We start from the raw sequence: 21,396 nt of genomic DNA, 5'->3' as shown, positions 1-21,396 counted from the left end.
AAGGAAGAGACTCAAATGGCAAACAGCATCATCCGCATCGCCACCCGCAAGAGCCTGCTGGCCCTGTGGCAGGCCAATCATGTCAAGGATAGGCTGGAGCAGTTGCATCCGCACATCCAGGTCGAGCTGGTGCCCATGACTACCCAGGGTGATGTGTTGCTCGATACCCCCCTGTCCAAGATCGGCGGCAAGGGTCTGTTTATCAAGGAGCTGGAGCAGGCCATGCTGGACGGCCGGGCCGACATCGCCGTGCACTCGATGAAGGACGTGCCGGTGGAATTCCCCGACGGCCTGGGCCTGACCGTGATCTGCGAGCGGGAAGATCCGCGCGATGCCTTCGTCTCCAATCGCTACCAGAGCCTGGACCAGCTGCCCGCCGGCGCCGTGGTCGGCACCGCCAGCCTGCGCCGGGAGTGCCAGATCCGCGCCCGCCGTCCGGACCTGGTGGTCAAGACCCTGCGCGGCAACGTGCAGACCCGGCTGCGCAAGCTGGATGACGGCGAATACGACGCCATCATCCTCGCCGCCGCCGGCCTCAAGCGGCTGGAGCTGGAGGATCGCATCGCCTGCCTGCTGAGCCCGGACGAGAGCCTGCCCGCCAACGGCCAGGGTGCCGTGGGCATCGAGTGCCGGCTGGACGACCCCGAACTACTCGCCCTGCTGGCGCCCCTGGATCACCATCCCACCCGGCTGCGGGTAGTGGCGGAACGGGCCATGAACCAGGGTCTGCAAGGCGGCTGCCAGGTACCCATCGGCTCCTACGCCGAACTGGAAGGAGACAAGCTCTGGCTGCGTGGTCTGGTCGGCAAGCCCGACGGCAGCCAGATCATCTTCGACGAGATCACCGGCCTGGCCAGCCAGGGAGAAGCCCTGGGCTCCGAGCTGGCCAAGCGACTGCTGGCCCGCGGCGCCGACAAGATACTGGACGAGGTGTATCGCTCATGACGCCGCTGGTGGTGCGCCCCGAGCCCCAGAATCAGGCCCTGTGCCGGGCTCTGGCCGAAGCTGGCCACAGGCCGGTGGCCAGCCCGCTGCTGAGCTTCGGTGAAGGAGCCGAGTTGCCCCGCCTGCCCGAGCTGCTCGGCACCGTGTCGCCCCGGGATTATGTGATAGCGGTCAGCGTACCGGCGGTGACTTTCGCCGATAATGTGCTGAAACGCCAGGGATTGGCCTGGCCCGCCTGTGGCTACGTGGCCGTCGGCGAAACCACCGGCCGGGCCCTGGCCGCCGCGGGCGTCACCGGCATCACCGTGCCCGAAGACCCCCGTTCCGAAGGCATCATCTCCCTGCCCGGGCTGCAGCGGCTCGCGGGTTGCCGGGTACTGATCCTGCGCGGCGACGGCGGCCGCCACCTGATAGCCCCCACCCTGGCCGAACGCGGTGCCCAGGTGGACTACTGCGAGGTCTATCGCCGCCATTACCGCCCCGATCCGGACGGCAGCCTGGTGAAAAACTGGCAGAGCGCGGGGGTCGACAGTATTATCGTCACCAGCGGTGGCCTGCTCACGCATGTTTTCCAGCTGGCGACCGCCCAGGCAAAGGAGTGGCTGCTAAGCCGTTTATTGATTGTGCCCAGCATCCGGGTGGCGGACAGCGCCAGGGAGCTGGGATTCACTCAGGTCATTAATGCAGAAGGTGCATCCAGCCAGGCGCTGATTGCCGCCCTGGATGAGAGGAAACGGAATGACAGACAATAAAGACAACCAAGACAATACCCTGACCGGCAGCGTCGACACCCCCGTCGCGGCCGAGCCCGCCCAGGCCGATACCACGCCGGCGCCCGCCAAAGCGCAGCCATCTTCTTCCACCGCCAAGGGACTGGCCATCGTCGCCATCGTCCTGGCCCTGGGACTGACCGCCGGCCTGTACTGGCACGGCCACAACCAGGCGGTGGCCCAGACCGAGCAGCTGAACCGGCTGCAGGCCGAACTGGCCCAGCAGCAAGGCGCCCTGCAGGCCGCCAAAGCCGAGCAGGACGCCAGGCTCAACGCCGTCATCAACAGCCAGAGCACCACCGCCGAGCAGCTCGACGGCCTGTCACGCAAGGTGCTGGATCTGGACAACAAGCGACCCAACGACTGGATGCTGGCAGAAGCCGAATACCTGGTGCGCATGGCCGGCCGCAAGATGTGGCTGGAACAGGACGTGGTGGCCGCCGCCATGATGCTGGCCAACGCCGACGAGCGCCTGGCCGCCCTCAACGATCCTTCCCTGATCCCCATCCGCCAGGCCCTGGCGGAAGACATCGCCGGCATCAAGTCGGTGCAGAAGGTCGACCGGGAGGGGCTGGTGATCAAGCTCAACAGCATCCACGAGCAGGTCGACAAGCTCAAACTCGCCGGGGTGATCATGGCCCGGGCCGAGGAGCCGGACTTCACCCTGTCCGGTGACATCGGTGACTGGAAGGAAAACCTGAAGAAGAGCTGGGCCAGTTTCAGCGACGACTTCGTGACGGTGCGCCGCCGCGACGGCAACGTCGAAGCCCTGCTGTCACCCCAGCAGCACTGGTACCTGAGTGAAAACCTCAAGGGCAAGCTGCTGCAGGCCCAGTTGGCGGTCTATCGCGAGCAGCAGGAAGTGTACGACAGCGCCCTCGCCCAGTCCCGGCAATGGCTGCAGGACTATTTCGCCGACGACAGCGTGCGCCAGTTCATGCTCGAGCAAATTGACCAGCTCGGCGGCCAGCAGATCGATGTTGACTATCCCGAGCAATTCACCGCCCAGGATCGCCTGCAGCAGTTGCTGGACGATCGGCTGCAACGCCTGCTGACCGGCCTGTAAGGGGGAGACCATGATACGTCTTGCGATTATCGTCGCCATACTGGTGGCCGGCCTGGTGATAGGGCCGGAGCTCACCGGCCGCCAGGGTTATGTGCTGGTGGCCGCCGGCAATTACACCATCGAAACCACGGTCACCGTCTTCCTGGTGGCGGCGGTGCTGTTCTACCTGCTGCTGCTGTTCATCGAATGGCTGCTCGGCCGCCTCTTCGGCCTGAGCCACCGCACTCGCGGCTGGTTCATGGGCCGTCGCCGGCGCAAGGCGCTGAGCTACACCCAGAGCGGCATGCAGGCGCTGGTGGCGGAAGACTACGCCACCGCCGAGAAGATGCTGGTCAAGGGCACCAAGGGCAACGACCTGGCGCTGCTCAACTACCTGAACGCCGCCACCGCCGCCCAGGCCCAGGGTCTTGAAGAGAAGCGCGACGACTACCTGCGCCAGGCCCAGGAGCAGAGCCCGGGCGCCGGCCTGGCGGTGGGCATCACCCAGGCCCGGCTGCAGTACCAGCAGGGCCAGTACGAACAAGCCCTGGCCGGGGTCCGGCAGCTGGAGCAGGAATACGGCGCCCAACCGGCCATCCTCAAACTGCAAAAGGATGTCTATCAAGCCACCGGCGAGTGGCAGCCACTGCTGGCCACCCTGGATGCGCTGGCCGGCAAAGGTTTGCTCGACGCCGACGAAAAACAGGCGCTACGGCAGCAGGCCTACGCCGGCTGGTTCGACAGCACCGCCAGCAACGATGGCAGCGAGGGCCTGATCACGCTGTGGCAGGCACTGCCGCGCAAGGAAAAATACCGGGCCGCCATACTGGCGCCCCTGTGCGACCGCCTGATCGGACTCAAGGCCCATAAGGAAGCCCAGCAACTGCTGCTGGAGGGGCTCGACAAACAGACGGATCCCCAATTGCTGGCCTGCCTGACCCGGCTGCAGCTGGGCGACTACCATCCGCTGCTCAGCACCCTGGAGAAGAAGGCGAAGAAGGAAAGCCTGCCCGAGCTGCACTCCGCCCTGGGCCAGCTGTACCTGAAGGACGGCAAACCCGAGCAGGCCGAAGAGCACCTGCAACAGGCGGTGGCGCTCAAGCCCAGCGCCCGCGACTATGTGCTGCTGGCCGGCCTGGCGGAAAAACGCAAGGATCTGACCAAGGCCAACGACTACTACCGCCATAGCCTGGCGCTGTGATCCGGCCGCCGGCCTGAACCAGAAAGGGAGCCACAGCGGCTCCCTTTTTAATTACGGCTTGTATAGCCTGATCAGGGTGGCGGGATCCCGCTCCAGGTAGCCCTGCCCGCCGTGCTGGCGCATCAGCTGGGCGGCCAGCCCGGACATGGGGGTAGCACTGCCGGCACGCTGGCTCTGGGCCACCGCCATGTCCAGATCCTTGAGCAGGGTACGCACATGCCACTTGGGATCCGGATCCGACTCCGCCGCCATCAGCGGGCCGGTGAGCTGCATGGGTTTGGAGTCGGCGAAGCCGCCGGCCAGGGCCTCGGGGATCCTGTCCGCCGCCACCCCGCAAGCCTTGGCCAGCGCCATCATCTCCGCCAGCACCATCAGGTTGCAGCCCACTATCATCTGATTGCACACCTTGGTGACCTGGCCGGCGCCGACCGGTCCCATGTGGGTAACCCGCTGGGACAGAGGGGCGAGCACGGGCCGAATGCGCTCGATGTCCGCCGCCTCACCACCACACATGATGGCCAGGGTGCCGGCCTCGGCCCCGGCCACGCCGCCGGATACCGGCGAGTCCACCCAGCCCATGCCACAAGCGGCCTGCAGCCGGGTGGCGAAGGCCTTGGTCGCCTCCGGATCCGAACTGGAAAAGTCCACCAGCAGCTGACCGGCACGGCCATGGCCGGCCACGCCGCCGGCACCGAACACCACCTCTTCCACCACCGCGGTGTTGGCCAGGCACAAGAGCACCAGATCCACCTGCTCCACCAGCTCGGCGATGCTGGCCGCTTCGATGGCGCCGGCCGCCTTCACCGCCGCCAGCTTGTCCGGGCTGCGGTTCCATACCCGCACCTCGAAGCCCGCCTGCAGCAGCCGTTGCGTCATGGGCTGGCCCATCAGCCCGATCCCGATAAATCCCAGTTTCATGCCTTCTCCCTATCGCGAATGCGTTTATTTTCCTGATAGCAGATCCCTTGGCGCAATGCCAGACATAGCCAGCAGCTCAGCACGAAGGGCATGGTCAGCATCGGCAGGCCCAATTGCAGCATCAGGCCACTCATCAGCCCGGCGGCGACAATGCCGGCCAGGATCCAGCCCGGCGCCAGTCGGTGCCAATACAGGCCGATGGCGACCAGCACCCCGTTGTAGCCGGCCAGGCCGAAGGTGATGACATCGCTGTTGACGCCCACCCCCCAGGCGACCAGGCTGGCCAGCACCCCGCCGATCACCGCCCAGCACAACAGCCCGGCCCCCGCCAGCGAGAGGCCGGCACAGATCAGCAGGGCCGACAGGCTGTCGGGCAGAAACACCACCTGCCCCACCGCCGACAACGCAAACTGGTGGCCCTCGGGCACCTCGATCAGCCGGGTTCCCTTGAGATAGAGCCAGGGCAGCACCAGCAAATTGAAGGGTAGTGTATACCAGGGAATGCCGGCCAGCCGGCGCAGGCCGGCGTAGATGGCGGCGCTCAGGGCACCCCCCAGGATCGCCAGCGCCAGTAACCAGGGGCTGGGCGGCGCGAACAGGCCGATGGCCAACCCCACCAGGGCGGCGTTGAAGCCGAACAGGCCGTCCCGCCAGGCCGCCGGCTCCCAGCGCCGCCAGCGGGCCAATAGGGTAGCCGCGGCCACCGCCAGCAGCATCAGCAGCGCCATCCAGGGCGAGACCCAGGCCACCGCCAGCAGCATCAGCAGGCCGGCCAGGAGGTGATTCACAAAATAGATCTGGCTGATACCGGCCAGCATCGCGGACAACAGCGCCATCGAGGACACTCCTGCACAGGAAAAGGGAACGGCGAGAATTAGAGCAGGAGGACCGACATTGATCAATACATTACTGTGAACAATGTTGCGGATGAGTTAAGTTGACTCTCGACAGGAATCCCGGTTTGTTGACAGCCCTCCCAATCGTCCCGGTGGCGCCTGCTGACACCACAATCAGACGACGCTAGAGCACCATATAGTTTAAAACTTAGGCGGCTTATGATACGCCAGAAGGCACTGTTGATTCTGGCGAGACAGAGGCCCTCGGCCAAAGGGTGCTACTCCTCCGGCATGCCGTAAATCCATCCATGGGGGCTCCGCCGGGGCTGGAAAGAGGCAACAGGGATGGCCACCGCCGACCGTCACCTGCCAGGGATGGCAGGTGCGAGCCTACATGGACGTACTTGCGGCGTGTCGGCGGAGGTGGCCCTGTTGACTCTTTTCTACGTTGCAACAGACAACAAATAGCCAACCGGTTAATTTTTAAACTGACCGGTGCTCTAGTCATCAAGCAGAGGGCCCCCATCGGGAGCCCTCGGTTTAATGCGCCAGGAAAAACCGGTAGGCGGGATCCTGGGTGACGTCGTACCAGGTGTAGCCCAGCTCGGCCAGGTGGCTCTCGAACGAAGCCAGATCCGCGTCGGGCAGCTCGAAGGCACAGAGCACCCGGCCGTATTCGGCGCCGTGGTTGCGGTAGTGGAACAGGCTGATGTTCCAGTGGGTGCCCAGGGTGCGCAAAAAGCGCATCAGCGCGCCGGGCTGCTCCGGGAACTTGAAGCTGTACAACCGCTCCTGCAACGGCTTGGGTGGACGGCCGCCGACCATATAGCGCACATGGGACTTGGCCAGATCGTTGTCGGTCATGTTGGCTACCGGGTACCCGGCCTGCTCCAGCTCCGCCATGATCTGCGCCAGCTCCCGATCGCCGTCGGACAGCCGCACCGACACCAGCAGCGCCGCCTTGTCTTCCGACGAATAGCGATAGTTGAACTCGGTCACCATGCGGTTGCCCAGCACCTCGCAAAACTCCAGAAAGGCGCCCTTGCGCTCCGGAATGGTCACCGCCAGCACCCCTTCCCGCTTCTCGCCCAGCTCGCAGCGCTCGGAGACGTAGCGCAGGGAGTGGAAGTTGACGTTGGCCCCGCTGAGGATGGCCGCCATCCGGGCGTGGGCATAGTCCCCGGCCTGGCTGTACTTCTTCAGCCCGGCCAGCGACAGCGCCCCCGACGGCTCGGCGATGGCGCGGGTGTCCTCGAAGATATCCTTGAGGGCGGCGCAGATCTCGTCGGAGCTGACGGTCACCACCCCGTCCAGGTATTCCCGGCACAGGCGGAAGGTCTCGGTGCCCATGCGCTTCACCGCCACCCCGTCGGCGAACATGCTGACCCGATCGAGGCTCACGATCTCCCCGGCCTTGAGCGCCGCCTTGAGGCAGGCGGAGCCCTCGGCCTCGACCCCGATCACCTTGACCTGGGGCAGCAGCTGCTTGATGTACACCGCCACCCCGGCGGCCAGGCCGCCGCCGCCCACCGGTACGAACACATGGGTCAGGCGGGTGTCCTGCTCCAGCAGTTCGCGGCCGATGGTGCCCTGACCGGCGATCACGTCCTCGTCATCGAAGGGTGGGATCAGGGTCAGGCCCCGGGCCTGGGCCAGCTCCAGGCAGTGGGCATAGGCTTCGTCGAAGTTGTTGCCATGCAGCACCACCTGGCCGCCGAAGCGGCGCACCGACTCCACCTTGATGTCGGGGGTCACCACCGGCATCACTATGGTGGCGTCGATGCCCAGCTTGGCGGCGGACAGGGCCACCCCCTGGGCATGGTTGCCGGCCGAGGCGGCGATCACCCCCTTCTGCTGCTGCTCGGGGCTGAGCTGGGCAATCTTGTTGTAGGCACCCCGCAGCTTGAAAGAATGCACCGGCTGCATGTCTTCCCGCTTGAGCGAGACAGGGTGCCCCAGCCGCTCGGAAATCTTCTTGAGCGGCGACAGCGGCGTCACCCGCGCCGCCTCGTACACCGGCGACAGCAGTATCCTGCGCAGGTATTCGGCCGCCGAACGGGGTGCGGCGGCCTCTTTCAATGCCGGCTGTGCCATGGACATCAACCTCCCAGCTTGCTGCGATCGCGCACCGCACCCTTGTCGGCGCTGGTGGCCAGGGAGGCGTAGGCGCGCAGGGCGAAGGATACTTCCCGCTCGCGGTCGACCGGGCGCCAGCCCTGTTCGCCCTTGGCGTCCATGGCGGCACGGCGGGCGGCCAGCTCATCCTCGGGCACATCCAGCACTATGCTGCGCCCCGGGATGTCGATGTCGATGATGTCACCGTCCTGCACCAGGCCGATAGTGCCGCCGTTGGCGGCCTCGGGCGACACGTGGCCGATAGACAGGCCGGAGGTACCACCGGAGAAGCGGCCATCGGTGATCAGGGCGCACTTGGTGCCCAGGCCCATGGACTTGAGATAGGTGGTGGGGTAGAGCATTTCCTGCATGCCGGGACCACCCTTGGGGCCTTCGTAGCGGATTACCACCACCTCGCCGGCCTTGACCTCGCCGCCGAGGATGCCGGCCACGGCGGTGTCCTGGCTCTCAAAGACCCGGGCCGGGCCGCGGAAGGTCAGGTTGTCGTCGGCCACGCCGGCGGTCTTGACGATACAGCCGTCCAGGGCCAGGTTACCAGCCAAAACCGCCAGGCCGCCTTCCTGACTGTAGGCGTGATCGATGCTGCGGATGCAGCCCTCGGCGCGGTCGTCGTCCAGGGTCGGCCAGCGGCAGTCCTGACTGAAGGCCCTGGTGGTACGGATGCCGGCCGGACCGGCCCGGTACATGGTCTTCACCGCCTCATCGGGAGTCACCATGATGTCGTAGCGGGCCAGCTGATCGGCCAGGGTCATGCCCAGCACGGTGTTGACTTCGGTCTTGAGCAGGCCGGCCCGGGCCAGCTCGGCCAGTATGCCCATGACGCCACCGGCCCGGTGCACGTCTTCCATGTGATATTTCTGGGTGGACGGCGCCACCTTGCACAGCTGGGGCACCTGGCGGGACAGCCGGTCGATGTCGGCCATGGTGAAGTCCACGTCCGCCTCCTGGGCGGCGGCCAGCAGGTGCAGTACCGTATTGGTGGAGCCGCCCATGGCGATGTCCAGCACCATGGCGTTCTCGAAGGCCGCCTTGGTGGCGATATTGCGTGGCAGGGCGGAGGCGTCCTCCTGCTCGTAGTAACGCTTGGTCAACTCGACGATACGGTGGCCGGCGGTCTTGAACAGCTGCTCCCTATCGGCGTGGGTGGCCAGCAGGGAGCCGTTGCCGGGCTGGGACAAGCCCAGGGCCTCGGTCAGGCAGTTCATGGAGTTGGCGGTGAACATGCCGGAGCAGGAGCCGCAGGTGGGGCAGGCACTGCGCTCGATCTGCTCGCTTTGTTCATCGGACACGGTGGGATCGGCGCCCTGGATCATGGCGTCCACCAGATCCAGCTTGATGATCTGGTCGGACAGCTTGGTCTTGCCCGCTTCCATCGGGCCGCCGGACACGAAGATCACCGGGATGTTGATGCGCAGCGCGGCCATCAGCATGCCGGGGGTGATCTTGTCACAGTTGGAGATACACACCATGGCATCGGCGCAGTGGGCGTTGACCATGTACTCCACCGAATCGGCGATCAGCTCCCGGCTGGGCAGGCTGTAGAGCATGCCGCCGTGGCCCATGGCGATGCCGTCGTCCACCGCTATGGTGTTGAACTCCTTGGCCACCCCACCGGCGGCCTCGATTTCCCGGGCGACCAGTTGCCCCAAATCCTTGAGGTGCACATGGCCGGGCACGAACTGGGTGAAGGAGTTGACCACGGCGATGATCGGCTTGCCGAAATCTTCTTCGGTCATGCCGGTGGCGCGCCACAGGGCGCGGGCGCCGGCCATGTTGCGGCCGTGGGTGGTGGTGGCGGAACGATACCTTGGCATTGCTTTCTCCTGAAATAAGGTGGGAACATCAGGGGCGCCCGACGCGCCCCTTTTCCGTATGCGATTAATCTTTTACCGGGGTGAGCCAGCCCCACTTGTCCCGGGTGCTGCCGTCGAACAGACCGAAAAAGGCCTTTTGCAGTTCGGCGGTGATGGGGCCACGCTTGCCCTCGCCCAGGCTGATGCCGTCCACGCTGCGTACCGGGGTCACCTCGGCGGCGGTGCCGGTCATGAACATCTCGTCGGCCAGATACAGGGCTTCACGGGAAATGGCTTCCTCGCGCACCTCATAGCCGGCCTCGCGGGCCAGGGCCATCAGGGTGTCGCGGGTGATGCCGGGCAGGATACAGGCGGTAACCGGCGGGGTATAGAGTACGCCCTTCTTGATCAGGAACAGGTTCTCACCGGCGCCTTCGCTCAGGTGGCCGTGCACGTCCAGGGAGATGCCCTCGGCGTAGCCATGGCGCTTGGCCTCACCGGAAATCAGCTGGGAAGACAAATAGTTGCCGCCCGCCTTGGCGCCGGTGGGCATGGTATTGGGCGCCAGCCGGTTCCAGGAAGTCACACAGACGTCCACCCCCTTTTCCAGCCCTTCCTCGCCCAGATAGGCGCCCCAGGGAATGGCGGCGATGATCACTTCGCAGGGCACGTCCTTGGGCGCATTCAGGCCCATGCCGACGTTGCCGATAAACACCAGCGGCCGCAGGTAGGCGCTGTCCAGCCCGTTCTTGGCCACCGCCTCGCGGCAGGCATCCATCAGTTCGACCTTGGTGTAGGGAATGTTCATCCGGTAGATCTTGGCGGAGTCGAACAGCCGCTGCACGTGCTCTTCCAGGCGGAAGATCACCGGTCCCTGGGGGGTGTTGTAGGCCCGGATCCCCTCGAACACCGAAGAGCCGTAATGCAGGGCATGGGTCATCACATGTACCTGGGCCTTGTCCCAGGGCACCATATCTCCATTGAACCAGATGTAGTTGGCGGTCGACATTATTGTTTTCCTCAAGCCGTTTTTCTGAGTCGTTGTTCCATTGACCGCGCCTCGACACGGGTCACGTCCATCAGTTTTTCAAGCTGGCGGCTCAAAAGCTGGATAGGCCTCTCGCTACTGACAGTAACTCTAATATTAACGCTTTGACAATCGGCCGAGGTGGACATTTCCATGTCGTCCACCCGAAAACCACGGTGGCGAGTGATACGGAGTACCCGTTCGAGCACTTCCGGGCGGAACTGGGTTTCGATGTGCAAATTGTGCTGGTTCATGCTTGTTTCTCCATCATCTGGTCGTTGGCGACGCCCGGCGGCACCAGGGGCCAGACGTTTTCTTCCTCTGAAATACGGACATGCAGCAAGTAGGCGGTGTCGGAGGCCAGCATGCGCTGGATGGCGGGCTCAACCTCTTCCTTGCGGGTAATGGTTTCACCGGGGATATTGAAGGCGGCGGCCATGGCCACGAAATCCGGGTTGTCGGTGAGGATGGTTTCGCTGTAGCGGCCGTCGAAGAACAGCTCCTGCCACTGGCGCACCATGCCGAGGCGCTGGTTGTCGAGCAGCACCATCTTCACCGGCAACTGGGCCCGCTTGAGGGTGCCCAGCTCCTGCACATTCATCATGAAGGAACCGTCGCCGGACACCAGTACCGAGGTGTGCTCCGGACGGGCCAGCTTGGCGCCAATGGCGGCGGGCAGGCCGAAGCCCATGGTGCCCAGGCCGGCGCTGCTCAGGTGGTTGCGCGGGCTGGTAAAGCGCATGTGCTGGGCCACCCACATCTGGTGCTGGCCCACGTCGCAGCTGACCATGGCATTGTCGTCCAAAGCCTCGCTCAGTTGCTTGAGCATCAGCGGGGCGTAGATGGCCTCGCCCGGATGATCGTAGCGCCAGCCGTGGGCGGCCTTGAGCCGCCGGCACTGCTCACGCCAGCCATCGATATCCAACTCGCCCCGGCCCAGCAGGGGCAGCACTTCCCGCAACTCGGCATCCATGCCCACGTGGGCATGGCGCACCTTGCCGAATTCGGCAGCGTCCTTGTCCAGGTGGATCACCTTGGCATGGACCGCGAAGGCATCCAGCTTGCCGGTGACCCTGTCGTCGAAACGGGCGCCGACCACGATCAGCAGATCACTCTGCTGGACCGCCAGGTTGGCGGCTTTTGTACCGTGCATTCCCAACATGCCCAAAAACAGCTCATCGTCCGGATCCAGGGTGCCGATGCCCTTCAGCGTGGTCACCGTCGGCAGCCGGCAAGCGCGGGCAAAGGCGCGCAACTCCGCCTCGGCGCCGGCCATGCCGACACCGCCCCCCACGTAGAGTACCGGCTTCTCGGCTGCCGCCAGCAGCGCCCTGGCCTGCGCCAGCGCCTCCTGATCCAAGGGATTGGGCTCGGCCACGAAGGGAGATGCCGGCTTGGGCTCCACCAGGGACACCTGGATATTCTTGGGCACGTCGATCAGCACGGGGCCGGGGCGGCCGGAGCGGGCAACCTCGAAGGCTTCGGCGATGATATCGCCAAGATCATCGACGTTCTCCACCAAATAGGAATGCTTGGTGCAGGACAGGGACATCCCCAGCACGTCCACCTCCTGGAAGGCATCGGTGCCAATCGCCGCCATGGGCACCTGGCCGGTGATGGCTACCACGGGAATGGAATCGAGCATGGCATCGGCCAGACCGGTGATCAGGTTGGTGGCTCCGGGGCCCGAGGTGGCCATGCACACCCCCACCTGACCACTGGCTCTGGCATAGCCCACCGCCGCCAGGGCGGCCGCCTGCTCGTGGCGGCACAGCAGGTGCTCGACGCCACCGTCGTAGAGGGCATCATAGAGCGGCATGATGGCGCCGCCGGGATAGCCGAAGATCTGGGTTACCCCCTGTTGTTTCAATGCCTGAACAATGTACTGTGCGCCGTTCATCTTGTTGCTGTCCCTGTATTGCTGCCAAAGCCGGTTAAAAAAAAACCCCCGAGCGGGTCGCTCGGGGGTTTTGCGTTGTTGTCTGCCGGTTGTTCTACGTTTCGTCAGACCACAGTGCCCCGAGCGGTGATTTAATAATCACCACTAGGACCACGACAATGCTGACGAAACGCACGAACAGATTCATATACCGACCATAAAAATAAGAGGCGGACCGGAACATCCCGACCCGACAGGCCTATAGAACTAGCATAATGCCCTACACTAGACAAGACTTTATTGTTTACAAAATCAAATGGGACCCCAGTTTCGCCCCATAAAAACAAGAATAAAAAACCAAAATAAAACCACCGTTCAAAATAAAAAACCATGGAGACCGGGATGTCACTCGCCGTCGTTTTTGCCCGCGCCAGCCTGGGCGTTACCGCGCCGCTGGTCACCGTCGAAGCCCACCTGGCCAACGGTCTGCCGGCCTTCAACATCGTCGGCCTGCCGGAAACCACCGTCAAGGAAGCCCGGGACAGGGTGCGCAGTGCCCTGCTCAATTCGGGTTTCGAGTTTCCCGCCAAGCGCATCACCGTCAACCTGGCCCCCGCCGATCTGCCCAAGGAAGGGGGCCGTTTCGATCTGCCTATCGCCATCGCCATTCTCGCCGCATCGGAGCAGATACCGGCCGGCCAGCTCACTCAGCTGGAGTTTCTGGGAGAGCTGGCCCTCACCGGCGAGTTGCGGGCGGTCCGGGGCACCCTGCCGGCGGTGCTCGCCGCCCGCGACAGTCAGCGCCAACTGATACTCCCCGACGACAATGCCGGCGAAGCCGGTGTCATCATCCCCTGTCCCGCACGGCTGGCTCCGCACTTGTTGGCCATTACCGCCTGGCTGCGGCAGCAGGGCGAACTCGCCGCTCCCGCGCCGGTCCCAGCCACGATGGAAACGGCATCCGCCGATCTCAGCGACGTCATCGGCCAGGAAAGCGGCAAGCGCGCCCTGGAAATTGCCGCCGCCGGTGAACACAACCTGTTGTTGCTCGGCCCACCGGGGACGGGAAAAAGCATGCTGGCCGGGCGCTTGCCCGGCTTGCTGCCGCCGATGTCGGAGGAAGAAGCGCTTGAAGCGGCCGCCGTGCGCTCGATCAGTGGTATCGGCCTGGATCCCAAGGCGTGGCGCCAGCGCGCCTTCCGCCAGCCGCATCATTCCGCCTCGGCGGTCGCCCTGGTCGGTGGCGGCAGCTACCCCAAACCGGGCGAAATCTCCCTGGCCCACCACGGCGTGCTCTTCCTCGACGAGATGACCGAGTTCGAACGGCGGGTGCTGGACGCCCTGCGCGAGCCGCTGGAAACCGGCAACGTCAGCATTTCCCGCGCCGCCCACAGGGTCACCTTTCCCGCCCGCTTCCAACTGATCGGGGCCATGAATCCCAGCCCCTGCGGTCACTACGAAGATGGCCGCAGCCGCAGCTCTTCCGAGCAGATACTCCGCTACCTGAGCAAGGTCTCCGGCCCCTTTCTCGACCGTTTCGATCTGTCGGTAGAGATACCGCTGCTGCCACCCGGCGAGCTCAGCCGCCCGCGTCCCCCAGCGGAAAGCTCGGCACAGGTGCGCGATCGCGTGCTGGCGGCCCGGGCCCGACAGCTGGCCCGGGCCGGCAAGAGCAATGCCCGACTCGGTACCGCCGAGTTGGAGCGGTTTTGCCCCCTGGTCCGGGAGGATGCCATCTTCCTGGAGCAGGCCCTGCATCGGATGAAACTGTCGATCCGAGCCTGGCATAAGCTGATCCGGGTGGCCAGGACCATCGCCGACTTAGCGGACGAGCCGAACATCGCCCGCCATCATCTGGTGGAAGCACTGGGCTACAGGGCCATGGACAAGCTGCTGCACCGGCTGCAACAGTGAGTCGATTCCCTTGGATAAGGAACTGAGATAGATTAACGAGGGCGGTGTCATAACAGGAAAAGCAATATGAAGAGTGCCAAGGAGTTTGCCGGCTGGCTGTACGGGCAATTCAAGGACAGGAAACAGGGTGTTTACCTGACCAAGGAGGACGTGGCCACACTATCGGGACGGCAGCGCTTCACCCACGAATTTATCACGGACATTCATTACGAGCTGGCCCTGAAGGGAATGGGCTTTGTCACCGATACCCACAGGGAGAAGTTCTATCTGTTCCACCTCCCCAGCGAACACTGGCAACATCAGGATGGCGCGTCCCGGATCCATACCCTCCCCCCGGCCAAGCACAAAACGCCCTGACAAAAAGGCTGCCCATTCGGCAGCCTTTTTGTAGCAATGGATACTCGGGATCCGGTTCAATCAGCCGACAACAGGTATTCCACGACGCGGTAGAACCGGTCTTCCGAACCGATTTCGCCCATGTTCAGCTGATATTTTCCCTTGACCACTATGGTCGGAGTCCCACGTACGTTGAAGTTTTCGACCGCCTTGTCGTACTGGGCCACCATGCCATTCAAGGCAAAGCTGTTGATCACCCCGTCGAAGGCTTTTTCTTCGACGCCCTGTGCGACAAAAATCGCCTTGATGTCGTCCATGTCAGCGGGCATGTTCTTCTGGCGGTGGATCTGATCGAAGAGCGCCGGGGTCAGCTTGTCCTCAACCTCCAGCAGCACGGCGGCGCCATAGGCCCGCTGCAGCACCGGCCCCATTTCCCGCCCCAGGAAGGATACCGGTACTTTCTTCAGGTCGGCCTCGGGGACCCGCTCCGCCAGCTTGTTCATCAGCGGTTCAAAACTGTAACAATGGGGACAAACGTAGGAGAAGAACTCGGTCACTTCCGGCTTGCTACTGGCCGTTTCCTTCACCACCGTATACTCGACCCCTTCCTTGAATTCCGGCGCGGCAGAGGCCAGGGGAGCCAGCAACAGAGTCAGCAAGGCAAAAACTAACTTTTTCATACACAATCCCATTCAGTAAAGGCCGTTTCAAGGTAAGTAATCAGCTCCAGGACGTCAAGGATAATGGCGGCTCCTCCAGGCGCAACAACTGCTCTTCCAGGGTGCCGAGCTGCTGCTGCCAGTAGCCTTCGGTATTAAACCAGGGAAAGTTGGCCGGAAAGGCCGGATCGGACCAACGGGCCGCCAACCAGGCCATGTAGTTCACCATGCGCATGGCACGGAGCGGTTCAATCAGGGCCAGCTCCGCCGCATCGAACTCGCGCACCGTTTCATAGCCGGCCAGCAGGGTGTCCAGCTGCACCAGTTGCTCCTGCCGGCTGCCGCTGAGCATCATCCACAGGTCCTGCACCGCCGGCCCCCGGCGGCAGTCATCGAAATCGACCAGCCAGGGCCCGTCGCGCCAGAGCAGGTTGCCGCCATGACAGTCACCATGCAGGGTCAGCTGCTTGCGCGGCCGGTACAATTCGGCGGCACGCTCAACGACCCGCCGCAACAAGACCAGGAAATCTGACCGCAAGCGGGCGGGCAGCTCGGCCTCACCCTCCAGCACCCTGTATGCCCGCCGCAAATAGTCGTCGGTCGACAGCGTCGGCCTGGACTGGAGGGCAAAGCGCTCGCCGACCTGGTGCAACAGAGCCAGTTGTTCGCCCAGTGCCTCGAGCTGCTCCAGGCTGTCCGCTTCGAACTGGCGTCCCGCAACCGCCGGCCATACCGCAAACTCTATCCCCTGATATTCGAACAGGGAGCCCTGCTCGTGGCACAGCGGTACCGCTACCCTCACCCCGGCGGTGGCCAGAGCCTGCAGGAAGTCGTGCTCCTCCAGGATTTGCGATCGGCTCCAACGCTGCGGACGGTAGAACTTGGCCACCAGGACGCCCTGCTCATCATTCTTGAAGCGGTAAACGCGGTTTTCGTAGCTGTTCAGCGCCATCAGTCCCGAATCGACATAAATGCCAACGCTGGCGAGGGCATCGGTGATCACATCGGGGGTAAGCTGGTAGTAGTTCATATCACTCCAAGGAAAAAAGCCGCCGTCAGGTAACGGCGGCCATAAGGGTCAGCGGGCGGAGCTGAAGAACTTGCTCTCAGTCTGCAGGCTGGCCTTGCGATCATCGGGATTGCTCCCCTTGCGGCTCATCACGAAGGTGATATCGCCGACCGGGGACGACAACAGGTAGGGATCCACCGACAGGCTGATAGGCAGGCTCAGCACTTCACCCGCCTGCACCGTCACTTCGCTCGGGCCTATCCACTCCAGATCATCCATGCCTTCAACCCTCAGCTGATAGGTTTCCTGCTCCAGGGTCTTGTTGATGATTTTCAGAGTATAGGTATTTTCCACCAAGCCTTCGGTAGTCTCGCGGTACAGCTGGTTCCGATCCCGGATCACTTCTATGCCCATCGGCATGATACTGGATGCCATGTACACGAAGGCGGCCAGCATCACCGCCATGACCACACCATAGCCGATCAACTTGGGCCGTGCTACATGGGTCTCCTTGTGGCGCAGCTTGTGTTCGGTGGTGTAGCTGATCAGGCCCTTGGCATAACCCATCCGCTCCATGGTCTGATCGCAGGCGTCCACGCAGGCACCACAGTTGATACATTCGTACTGCAGGCCATCGCGTATATCGATACCGGCGGGACACACCTGCACACACATGTCGCAGTCGATACAGTCGCCCAATCCCAACTGCTTGGGATCCGCCTTGCGAGCACGTGGCCCCCGCTTCTCGCCCCGTTCGCTATCATAGCTGACGGTATAGGTATCCTTGTCGAACATGGCCGACTGGAACCGGGAATAGGGACACATATGGGTGCACATTATGGTCCGCATCCAGCCGGCGTTGCCGTAGGTGCAGAAGGCGAAGAACAGCACCCAGAAGGCCGCCCAAAAACTGGCCGAAAAGGTCAGTAAGCCCATGCCCAGCTCCGCCGCCGGTACGAAGTAGGCGACAAAGGTAAAGCCGGTAAACAGGGAAACCGTCAGCCAGGCGAGGTGCTTGGCGGTTTTACGCCATAGCTTGTTGAAGCCCCAGGCCGATTTGTCCAACTGCCGGCGCTTGTTGGCACTGCCTTCCAGCTTTTCCTCAAACCAGATAAAGAGGAAAGTCCACACCGTCTGCGGGCAGAGATAACCGCACCAGACCCGACCCAGAAAAGTCGTGATAAAAAACAGGCCGAATGCCGCCACCATAAACAGCAGGGCCAGCAGGGTCAGATCCTGGGGCCAGATGGTGGAACCGAAAATATGGAAACGCTGATGCTCAATATCCAGCAGGATTGCCTGTCGGCCATCCCAGTTCAACCAGGGACCGGCGATAAACAACAGCATGAAAAACCAGCCCATCAGCTTGCGCAGCCGCTGCCACTGTCCCTTCTGTGCCCTTACATAGATATGGCCTTCGTCCGTCGGCCGATGGGAGCGCACGGCCCCGGTGACATCCTTGATGTCAATCTGTTGGTTTTTATCGTTCATATGCTCACATGATTGCTCTGACTGACTGCGACCGCATTACCTGCCCACAGGATGTAACCTCCCGTTAACTTGCAGATAAAATACGAGTTATGCGGCATTTTGCAGCAAAACCTAATATAAAAAGGTGATCTTTATCACTCTTTTCCGAGTCGGTATCGGTTTCCCTGAACCGGGGCAATCATGGTAGGCCATTACGCCAGCCTTACACCATGACAGCGATCAGTTAAGCGTCCGTGCCAACAGGAAAAAACGTGCGCAGGTAGAAATGAAAAAGCCCCGCTGCAAAGGCGGGGCTCGGGATAGGTGTTTGACTGTGACCTACTTTCACATGGCAGCTGCCACACTATCATCGGCGCGGATGCGTTTCACTTCTGAGTTCGGCATGGGGTCAGGTGGGACCACAACGCTATCGCAGTCAAACAAAACTTCAAAATCATGGTGCTGATACCCAGAATCGAACTGGGGACCTCACCCTTACCAAGGGTGCGCTCTACCATCTGAGCTATATCAGCGAAATGGGTGCCTGGCAGTGACCTACTTTCACATGGCAGCTGCCACACTATCATCGGCGCGGGTGCGTTTCACTTCTGAGTTCGGCATGGGGTCAGGTGGGACCACAACGCTATCGCCGCCAGGCATAAACTGGTAATCCGGAAAAGCTGTCTTTTGATGAATTCGTTCTCGACCTGCAAGGTCTCACACTTCTTGGGTGTTGTATGGTTAAGCCGCACGGGTCATTAGTACAGGTTAGCTGCACGTATCGCTACGCTTCCACACCCTGCCTATCTACGTCCTAGTCTCGGACGGCCCTTTAGAGAGCTCGAAGCTCTAGGGATGACTCATCTCGGGGCTCGCTTCCCGCTTAGATGCTTTCAGCGGTTATCGATTCCGAACTTAGCTACCGGGCAGTGCCATTGGCATGACAACCCGAACACCAGCGGTTCGTTCACTCCGGTCCTCTCGTACTAGGAGCAACCCCCCTCAATCATCCAACGCCCACGGCAGATAGGGACCGAACTGTCTCACGACGTTCTGAACCCAGCTCGCGTACCACTTTAAATGGCGAACAGCCATACCCTTGGGACCGACTTCAGCCCCAGGATGTGATGAGCCGACATCGAGGTGCCAAACACCGCCGTCGATATGAACTCTTGGGCGGTATCAGCCTGTTATCCCCGGAGTACCTTTTATCCGTTGAGCGATGGCCCTTCCATTCAGAACCACCGGATCACTATGACCTGCTTTCGCACCTGCTCGACCTGTCCGTCTCGCAGTTAAGCTGGCTTATGCCATTGCACTAACCGTACGATGTCCGACCGTACTTAGCCAACCTTCGTGCTCCTCCGTTACGCTTTGGGAGGAGACCGCCCCAGTCAAACTACCCACCAGGCACTGTCCTCATCCCCGATAAGGGGACTAAGTTAGAACATCAAACATACAAGGGTGGTATTTCAAGGTCGGCTCCACGGCAACTGGCGTCACCGCTTCACAGCCTCCCACCTATCCTACACATGTAGGGTCAATGTTCAGTGCCAAGCTATAGTAAAGGTTCACGGGGTCTTTCCGTCTAGCCGCGGGTACACCGCATCTTCACGGCGATTTCAATTTCACTGAGTCTCGGGTGGAGACAGCGTGGCCATGGTTACACCATTCGTGCAGGTCGGAACTTACCCGACAAGGAATTTCGCTACCTTAGGACCGTTATAGTTACGGCCGCCGTTTACCGGGGCTTCGATCAAGAGCTTCACCTTGCGGCTAACCCCATCAATTAACCTTCCGGCACCGGGCAGGTGTCACACCGTATACGTCCTCTTACGAGTTTGCACAGTGCTGTGTTTTTGATAAACAGTCCCAGCCACCTGGTCACTGCGACTGGCTCAGGCTCCATCCGCAAGGGACTTCACCCGCTCCAGCGTACCTTCTCCCGAAGTTACGGTACTATTTTGCCTAGTTCCTTCACCCGAGTTCTCTCAAGCGCCTTGGTATTCTCTACCCGACCACCTGTGTCGGTTTGGGGTACGGTTCACACACATCTGAAGCTTAGAGGCTTTTCCTGGAAGCCGGGCATCAATGACTTCGTCACCGTGGTGACTTCGTCTCGGGTCTCAGTGTTGTGCGTCCGGATTTGCCTAAACGCACCACCTACACCCTTTCACCAGGACTACCAACGCCTGGCCCATCTAGCCTTCTCCGTCCCCCCATCGCAATGTGTGTCAGTACGGGAATATTAACCCGTTTCCCATCGACTACGGCTTTCGCCCTCGCCTTAGGGGCCGACTCACCCTGCCCCGATTAACGTTGGACAGGAACCCTTGGTCTTCCGGCGAGGAGGTTTTTCACCCCCTTTATCGTTACTCATGTCAGCATTCGCACTTCTGATATCTCCAGCATGCCTCACGACACACCTTCGCAGACTTACAGAACGCTCCCCTACCACTCAGAATAAATTCTGAATCCGCGGCTTCGGTGCCTGGTTTAGCCCCGTTACATCTTCCGCGCAGGCCGACTCGACCAGTGAGCTATTACGCTTTCTTTAAATGATGGCTGCTTCTAAGCCAACATCCTGGCTGTCTGAGCCTTCCCACCTCGTTTCCCACTTAACCAGAACTTGGGGACCTTAGCCGGCGGTCTGGGTTGTTTCCCTCTTCACGACGGACGTTAGCACCCGCCGTGTGTCTCCCGGATAGTACTTACTGGTATTCGGAGTTTGCATGGGGTTGGTAAGTCGGGATGACCCCCTAGCCCAAACAGTGCTCTACCCCCAGTAGTATAAGTCCGAGGCGCTACCTAAATAGCTTTCGGGGAGAACCAGCTATCTCCCGGTTTGATTGGCCTTTCACCCCCAGCCACAGGTCATCCCCTAACTTTGCAACGTTAGTGGGTTCGGTCCTCCAGTTGATGTTACTCAACCTTCAACCTGCCCATGGCTAGATCACCGGGTTTCGGGTCTACTCCTAGCAACTCATCGCCCAGTTAAGACTCGGTTTCCCTACGGCTCCCCTATACGGTTAACCTTGCTACTAAAAGTAAGTCGCTGACCCATTATACAAAAGGTACGCAGTCACCGAACAAGTCGGCTTCCACTGCTTGTACGTACACGGTTTCAGGTTCTATTTCACTCCCCTCACAGGGGTTCTTTTCGCCTTTCCCTCACGGTACTGGTTCACTATCGGTCAGTCAGGAGTATTTAGCCTTGGAGGATGGTCCCCCCATGTTCAGACAGGATAACACGTGTCCCGTCCTACTCGATTTCACAACAAGGGCGGTTTGGTGTACGGGGCTATCACCCACTATGGCCGGCCTTTCCAGGGCCGTTCCACTACCGCCAATGCTGCTTAAGGGCTGGCCCCCGTTCGCTCGCCGCTACTAAGGGGATCTCGGTTGATTTCTTTTCCTCGGGGTACTTAGATGTTTCAGTTCTCCCGGTTCGCCTCGCA

16 protein-coding genes, 1 tRNA gene and 3 rRNA genes (1 of these 20 running past the window's edge) are annotated in these 21,396 nt (G+C 62.0%); 6 read left to right on the top strand and 14 right to left on the bottom strand.

Going from position 1 to position 21,396, the window contains the following annotated elements:
- Window positions 1-15 precede the first annotated feature (15 nt).
- From hemC to ACT7DK_RS00310, 4 genes are read left to right on the top strand one after another with little or no spacing between them, the layout of a single operon-like run.
- A complete protein-coding gene (hemC, locus tag ACT7DK_RS00325) occupies window positions 16-945 on the top strand; it encodes a hydroxymethylbilane synthase (RefSeq protein WP_445395197.1) in 930 nt (309 codons plus the stop codon).
- A complete protein-coding gene (locus ACT7DK_RS00320) occupies window positions 942-1,697 on the top strand; it encodes a uroporphyrinogen-III synthase (RefSeq protein WP_445395195.1) in 756 nt (251 codons plus the stop codon). Before hemC ends, ACT7DK_RS00320 begins: the two co-directional genes overlap by 4 nt.
- Entirely contained in the window at window positions 1,684-2,781 is a 1,098-nt protein-coding gene (locus ACT7DK_RS00315) for a uroporphyrinogen-III C-methyltransferase (RefSeq protein WP_445395193.1), read from the top strand. The genes ACT7DK_RS00320 and ACT7DK_RS00315 overlap by 14 nt, the downstream gene beginning before the upstream one ends.
- A gap of 10 nt (window positions 2,782-2,791) precedes the next feature.
- Complete coding sequence (locus ACT7DK_RS00310; protein WP_445395191.1) at window positions 2,792-3,961, top strand: heme biosynthesis HemY N-terminal domain-containing protein; 1,170 nt, start codon at window positions 2,792-2,794, stop codon at window positions 3,959-3,961.
- 51 nt (window positions 3,962-4,012) lie between these two features.
- Here ACT7DK_RS00310 and ACT7DK_RS00305 read toward each other — a convergent pair whose 3' ends face one another.
- The 7 genes from ACT7DK_RS00305 to ilvG all read right to left on the bottom strand — a co-directional run bounded on the left by ACT7DK_RS00305 (window position 4,013) and on the right by ilvG (window position 12,571).
- Window positions 4,013-4,879 carry an NAD(P)-dependent oxidoreductase gene (locus ACT7DK_RS00305; protein WP_445395189.1) on the bottom strand — a complete coding sequence of 289 codons (867 nt, stop codon included), beginning with the start codon at window positions 4,877-4,879 and terminating at the stop codon, window positions 4,013-4,015.
- Window positions 4,876-5,715, bottom strand: a complete 840-nt coding sequence (locus ACT7DK_RS00300) for an urea transporter (protein ID WP_445395187.1) — start codon at window positions 5,713-5,715, stop codon at window positions 4,876-4,878. Before ACT7DK_RS00300 ends, ACT7DK_RS00305 begins: the two co-directional genes overlap by 4 nt.
- Before the next feature lie 540 nt (window positions 5,716-6,255).
- On the bottom strand, window positions 6,256-7,809 hold the full coding sequence (gene ilvA / locus ACT7DK_RS00295; protein WP_445402239.1) for a threonine ammonia-lyase, biosynthetic: 1,554 nt from the start codon (window positions 7,807-7,809) through the stop codon (window positions 6,256-6,258).
- Between the two features lie 5 nt (window positions 7,810-7,814).
- A complete protein-coding gene (ilvD, locus tag ACT7DK_RS00290; RefSeq protein ID WP_445395185.1) occupies window positions 7,815-9,665 on the bottom strand; it encodes a dihydroxy-acid dehydratase in 1,851 nt (616 codons plus the stop codon).
- A gap of 64 nt (window positions 9,666-9,729) precedes the next feature.
- The gene (locus ACT7DK_RS00285) at window positions 9,730-10,653 is read right to left on the bottom strand and encodes a branched-chain amino acid transaminase (protein ID WP_445395183.1); all 924 of its coding nucleotides are present in this window, start codon (window positions 10,651-10,653) and stop codon (window positions 9,730-9,732) included.
- 11 nt (window positions 10,654-10,664) lie between these two features.
- Window positions 10,665-10,925, bottom strand: coding sequence for an acetolactate synthase 2 small subunit (ilvM, locus tag ACT7DK_RS00280; RefSeq protein ID WP_445395181.1), 261 nt, complete (start codon window positions 10,923-10,925; stop codon window positions 10,665-10,667).
- On the bottom strand, window positions 10,922-12,571 hold the full coding sequence (gene ilvG, locus ACT7DK_RS00275; RefSeq protein ID WP_445395179.1) for an acetolactate synthase 2 catalytic subunit: 1,650 nt from the start codon (window positions 12,569-12,571) through the stop codon (window positions 10,922-10,924). The genes ilvM and ilvG overlap by 4 nt, the downstream gene beginning before the upstream one ends.
- A gap of 381 nt (window positions 12,572-12,952) precedes the next feature.
- Here ilvG and ACT7DK_RS00270 point away from each other — a divergent pair, with 381 nt between their 5' ends.
- Together ACT7DK_RS00270 and ACT7DK_RS00265 are read left to right on the top strand one after the other, a co-directional pair.
- Window positions 12,953-14,464, top strand: a complete 1,512-nt coding sequence (locus tag ACT7DK_RS00270) for a YifB family Mg chelatase-like AAA ATPase (protein WP_445395177.1) — start codon at window positions 12,953-12,955, stop codon at window positions 14,462-14,464.
- Window positions 14,465-14,530: 66 nt separating this feature from the next.
- Window positions 14,531-14,821 (top strand): hypothetical protein, encoded by a 291-nt coding sequence (locus ACT7DK_RS00265; RefSeq protein WP_445395175.1) that lies wholly within the window; start codon window positions 14,531-14,533, stop codon window positions 14,819-14,821.
- A gap of 56 nt (window positions 14,822-14,877) precedes the next feature.
- Here the strand turns inward: ACT7DK_RS00265 and ACT7DK_RS00260 are convergent, their stop codons facing one another.
- The 7 genes from ACT7DK_RS00260 to ACT7DK_RS00230 all read right to left on the bottom strand — a co-directional run.
- On the bottom strand, window positions 14,878-15,480 hold the full coding sequence (locus ACT7DK_RS00260) for a thiol:disulfide interchange protein DsbA/DsbL (protein ID WP_445395173.1): 603 nt from the start codon (window positions 15,478-15,480) through the stop codon (window positions 14,878-14,880).
- 40 nt (window positions 15,481-15,520) lie between these two features.
- Window positions 15,521-16,489 (bottom strand): serine/threonine protein kinase, encoded by a 969-nt coding sequence (locus ACT7DK_RS00255; protein WP_445395171.1) that lies wholly within the window; start codon window positions 16,487-16,489, stop codon window positions 15,521-15,523.
- 48 nt (window positions 16,490-16,537) lie between these two features.
- Window positions 16,538-17,959, bottom strand: a complete 1,422-nt coding sequence (gene ccoG / locus ACT7DK_RS00250; protein WP_445395169.1) for a cytochrome c oxidase accessory protein CcoG — start codon at window positions 17,957-17,959, stop codon at window positions 16,538-16,540.
- Window positions 17,960-18,264: 305 nt separating this feature from the next.
- Window positions 18,265-18,379: ribosomal RNA gene (gene rrf, locus ACT7DK_RS00245) — 5S ribosomal RNA — on the bottom strand.
- A 16-nt stretch (window positions 18,380-18,395) separates the two neighbouring features.
- A tRNA-Thr gene (locus ACT7DK_RS00240) sits at window positions 18,396-18,471 on the bottom strand.
- Between the two features lie 9 nt (window positions 18,472-18,480).
- Window positions 18,481-18,595 (bottom strand): 5S ribosomal RNA (rrf, locus tag ACT7DK_RS00235).
- An 80-nt stretch (window positions 18,596-18,675) separates the two neighbouring features.
- Window positions 18,676-21,396: ribosomal RNA gene (locus ACT7DK_RS00230) — 23S ribosomal RNA — on the bottom strand (it continues 170 nt past the right edge of the window).

The sequence above is a fragment of the Zobellella sp. An-6 genome (assembly GCF_052487945.1).
Note: the sequence above shows the minus strand (reverse complement) of the source record. Positions and strands in the feature narration are given on the sequence as shown.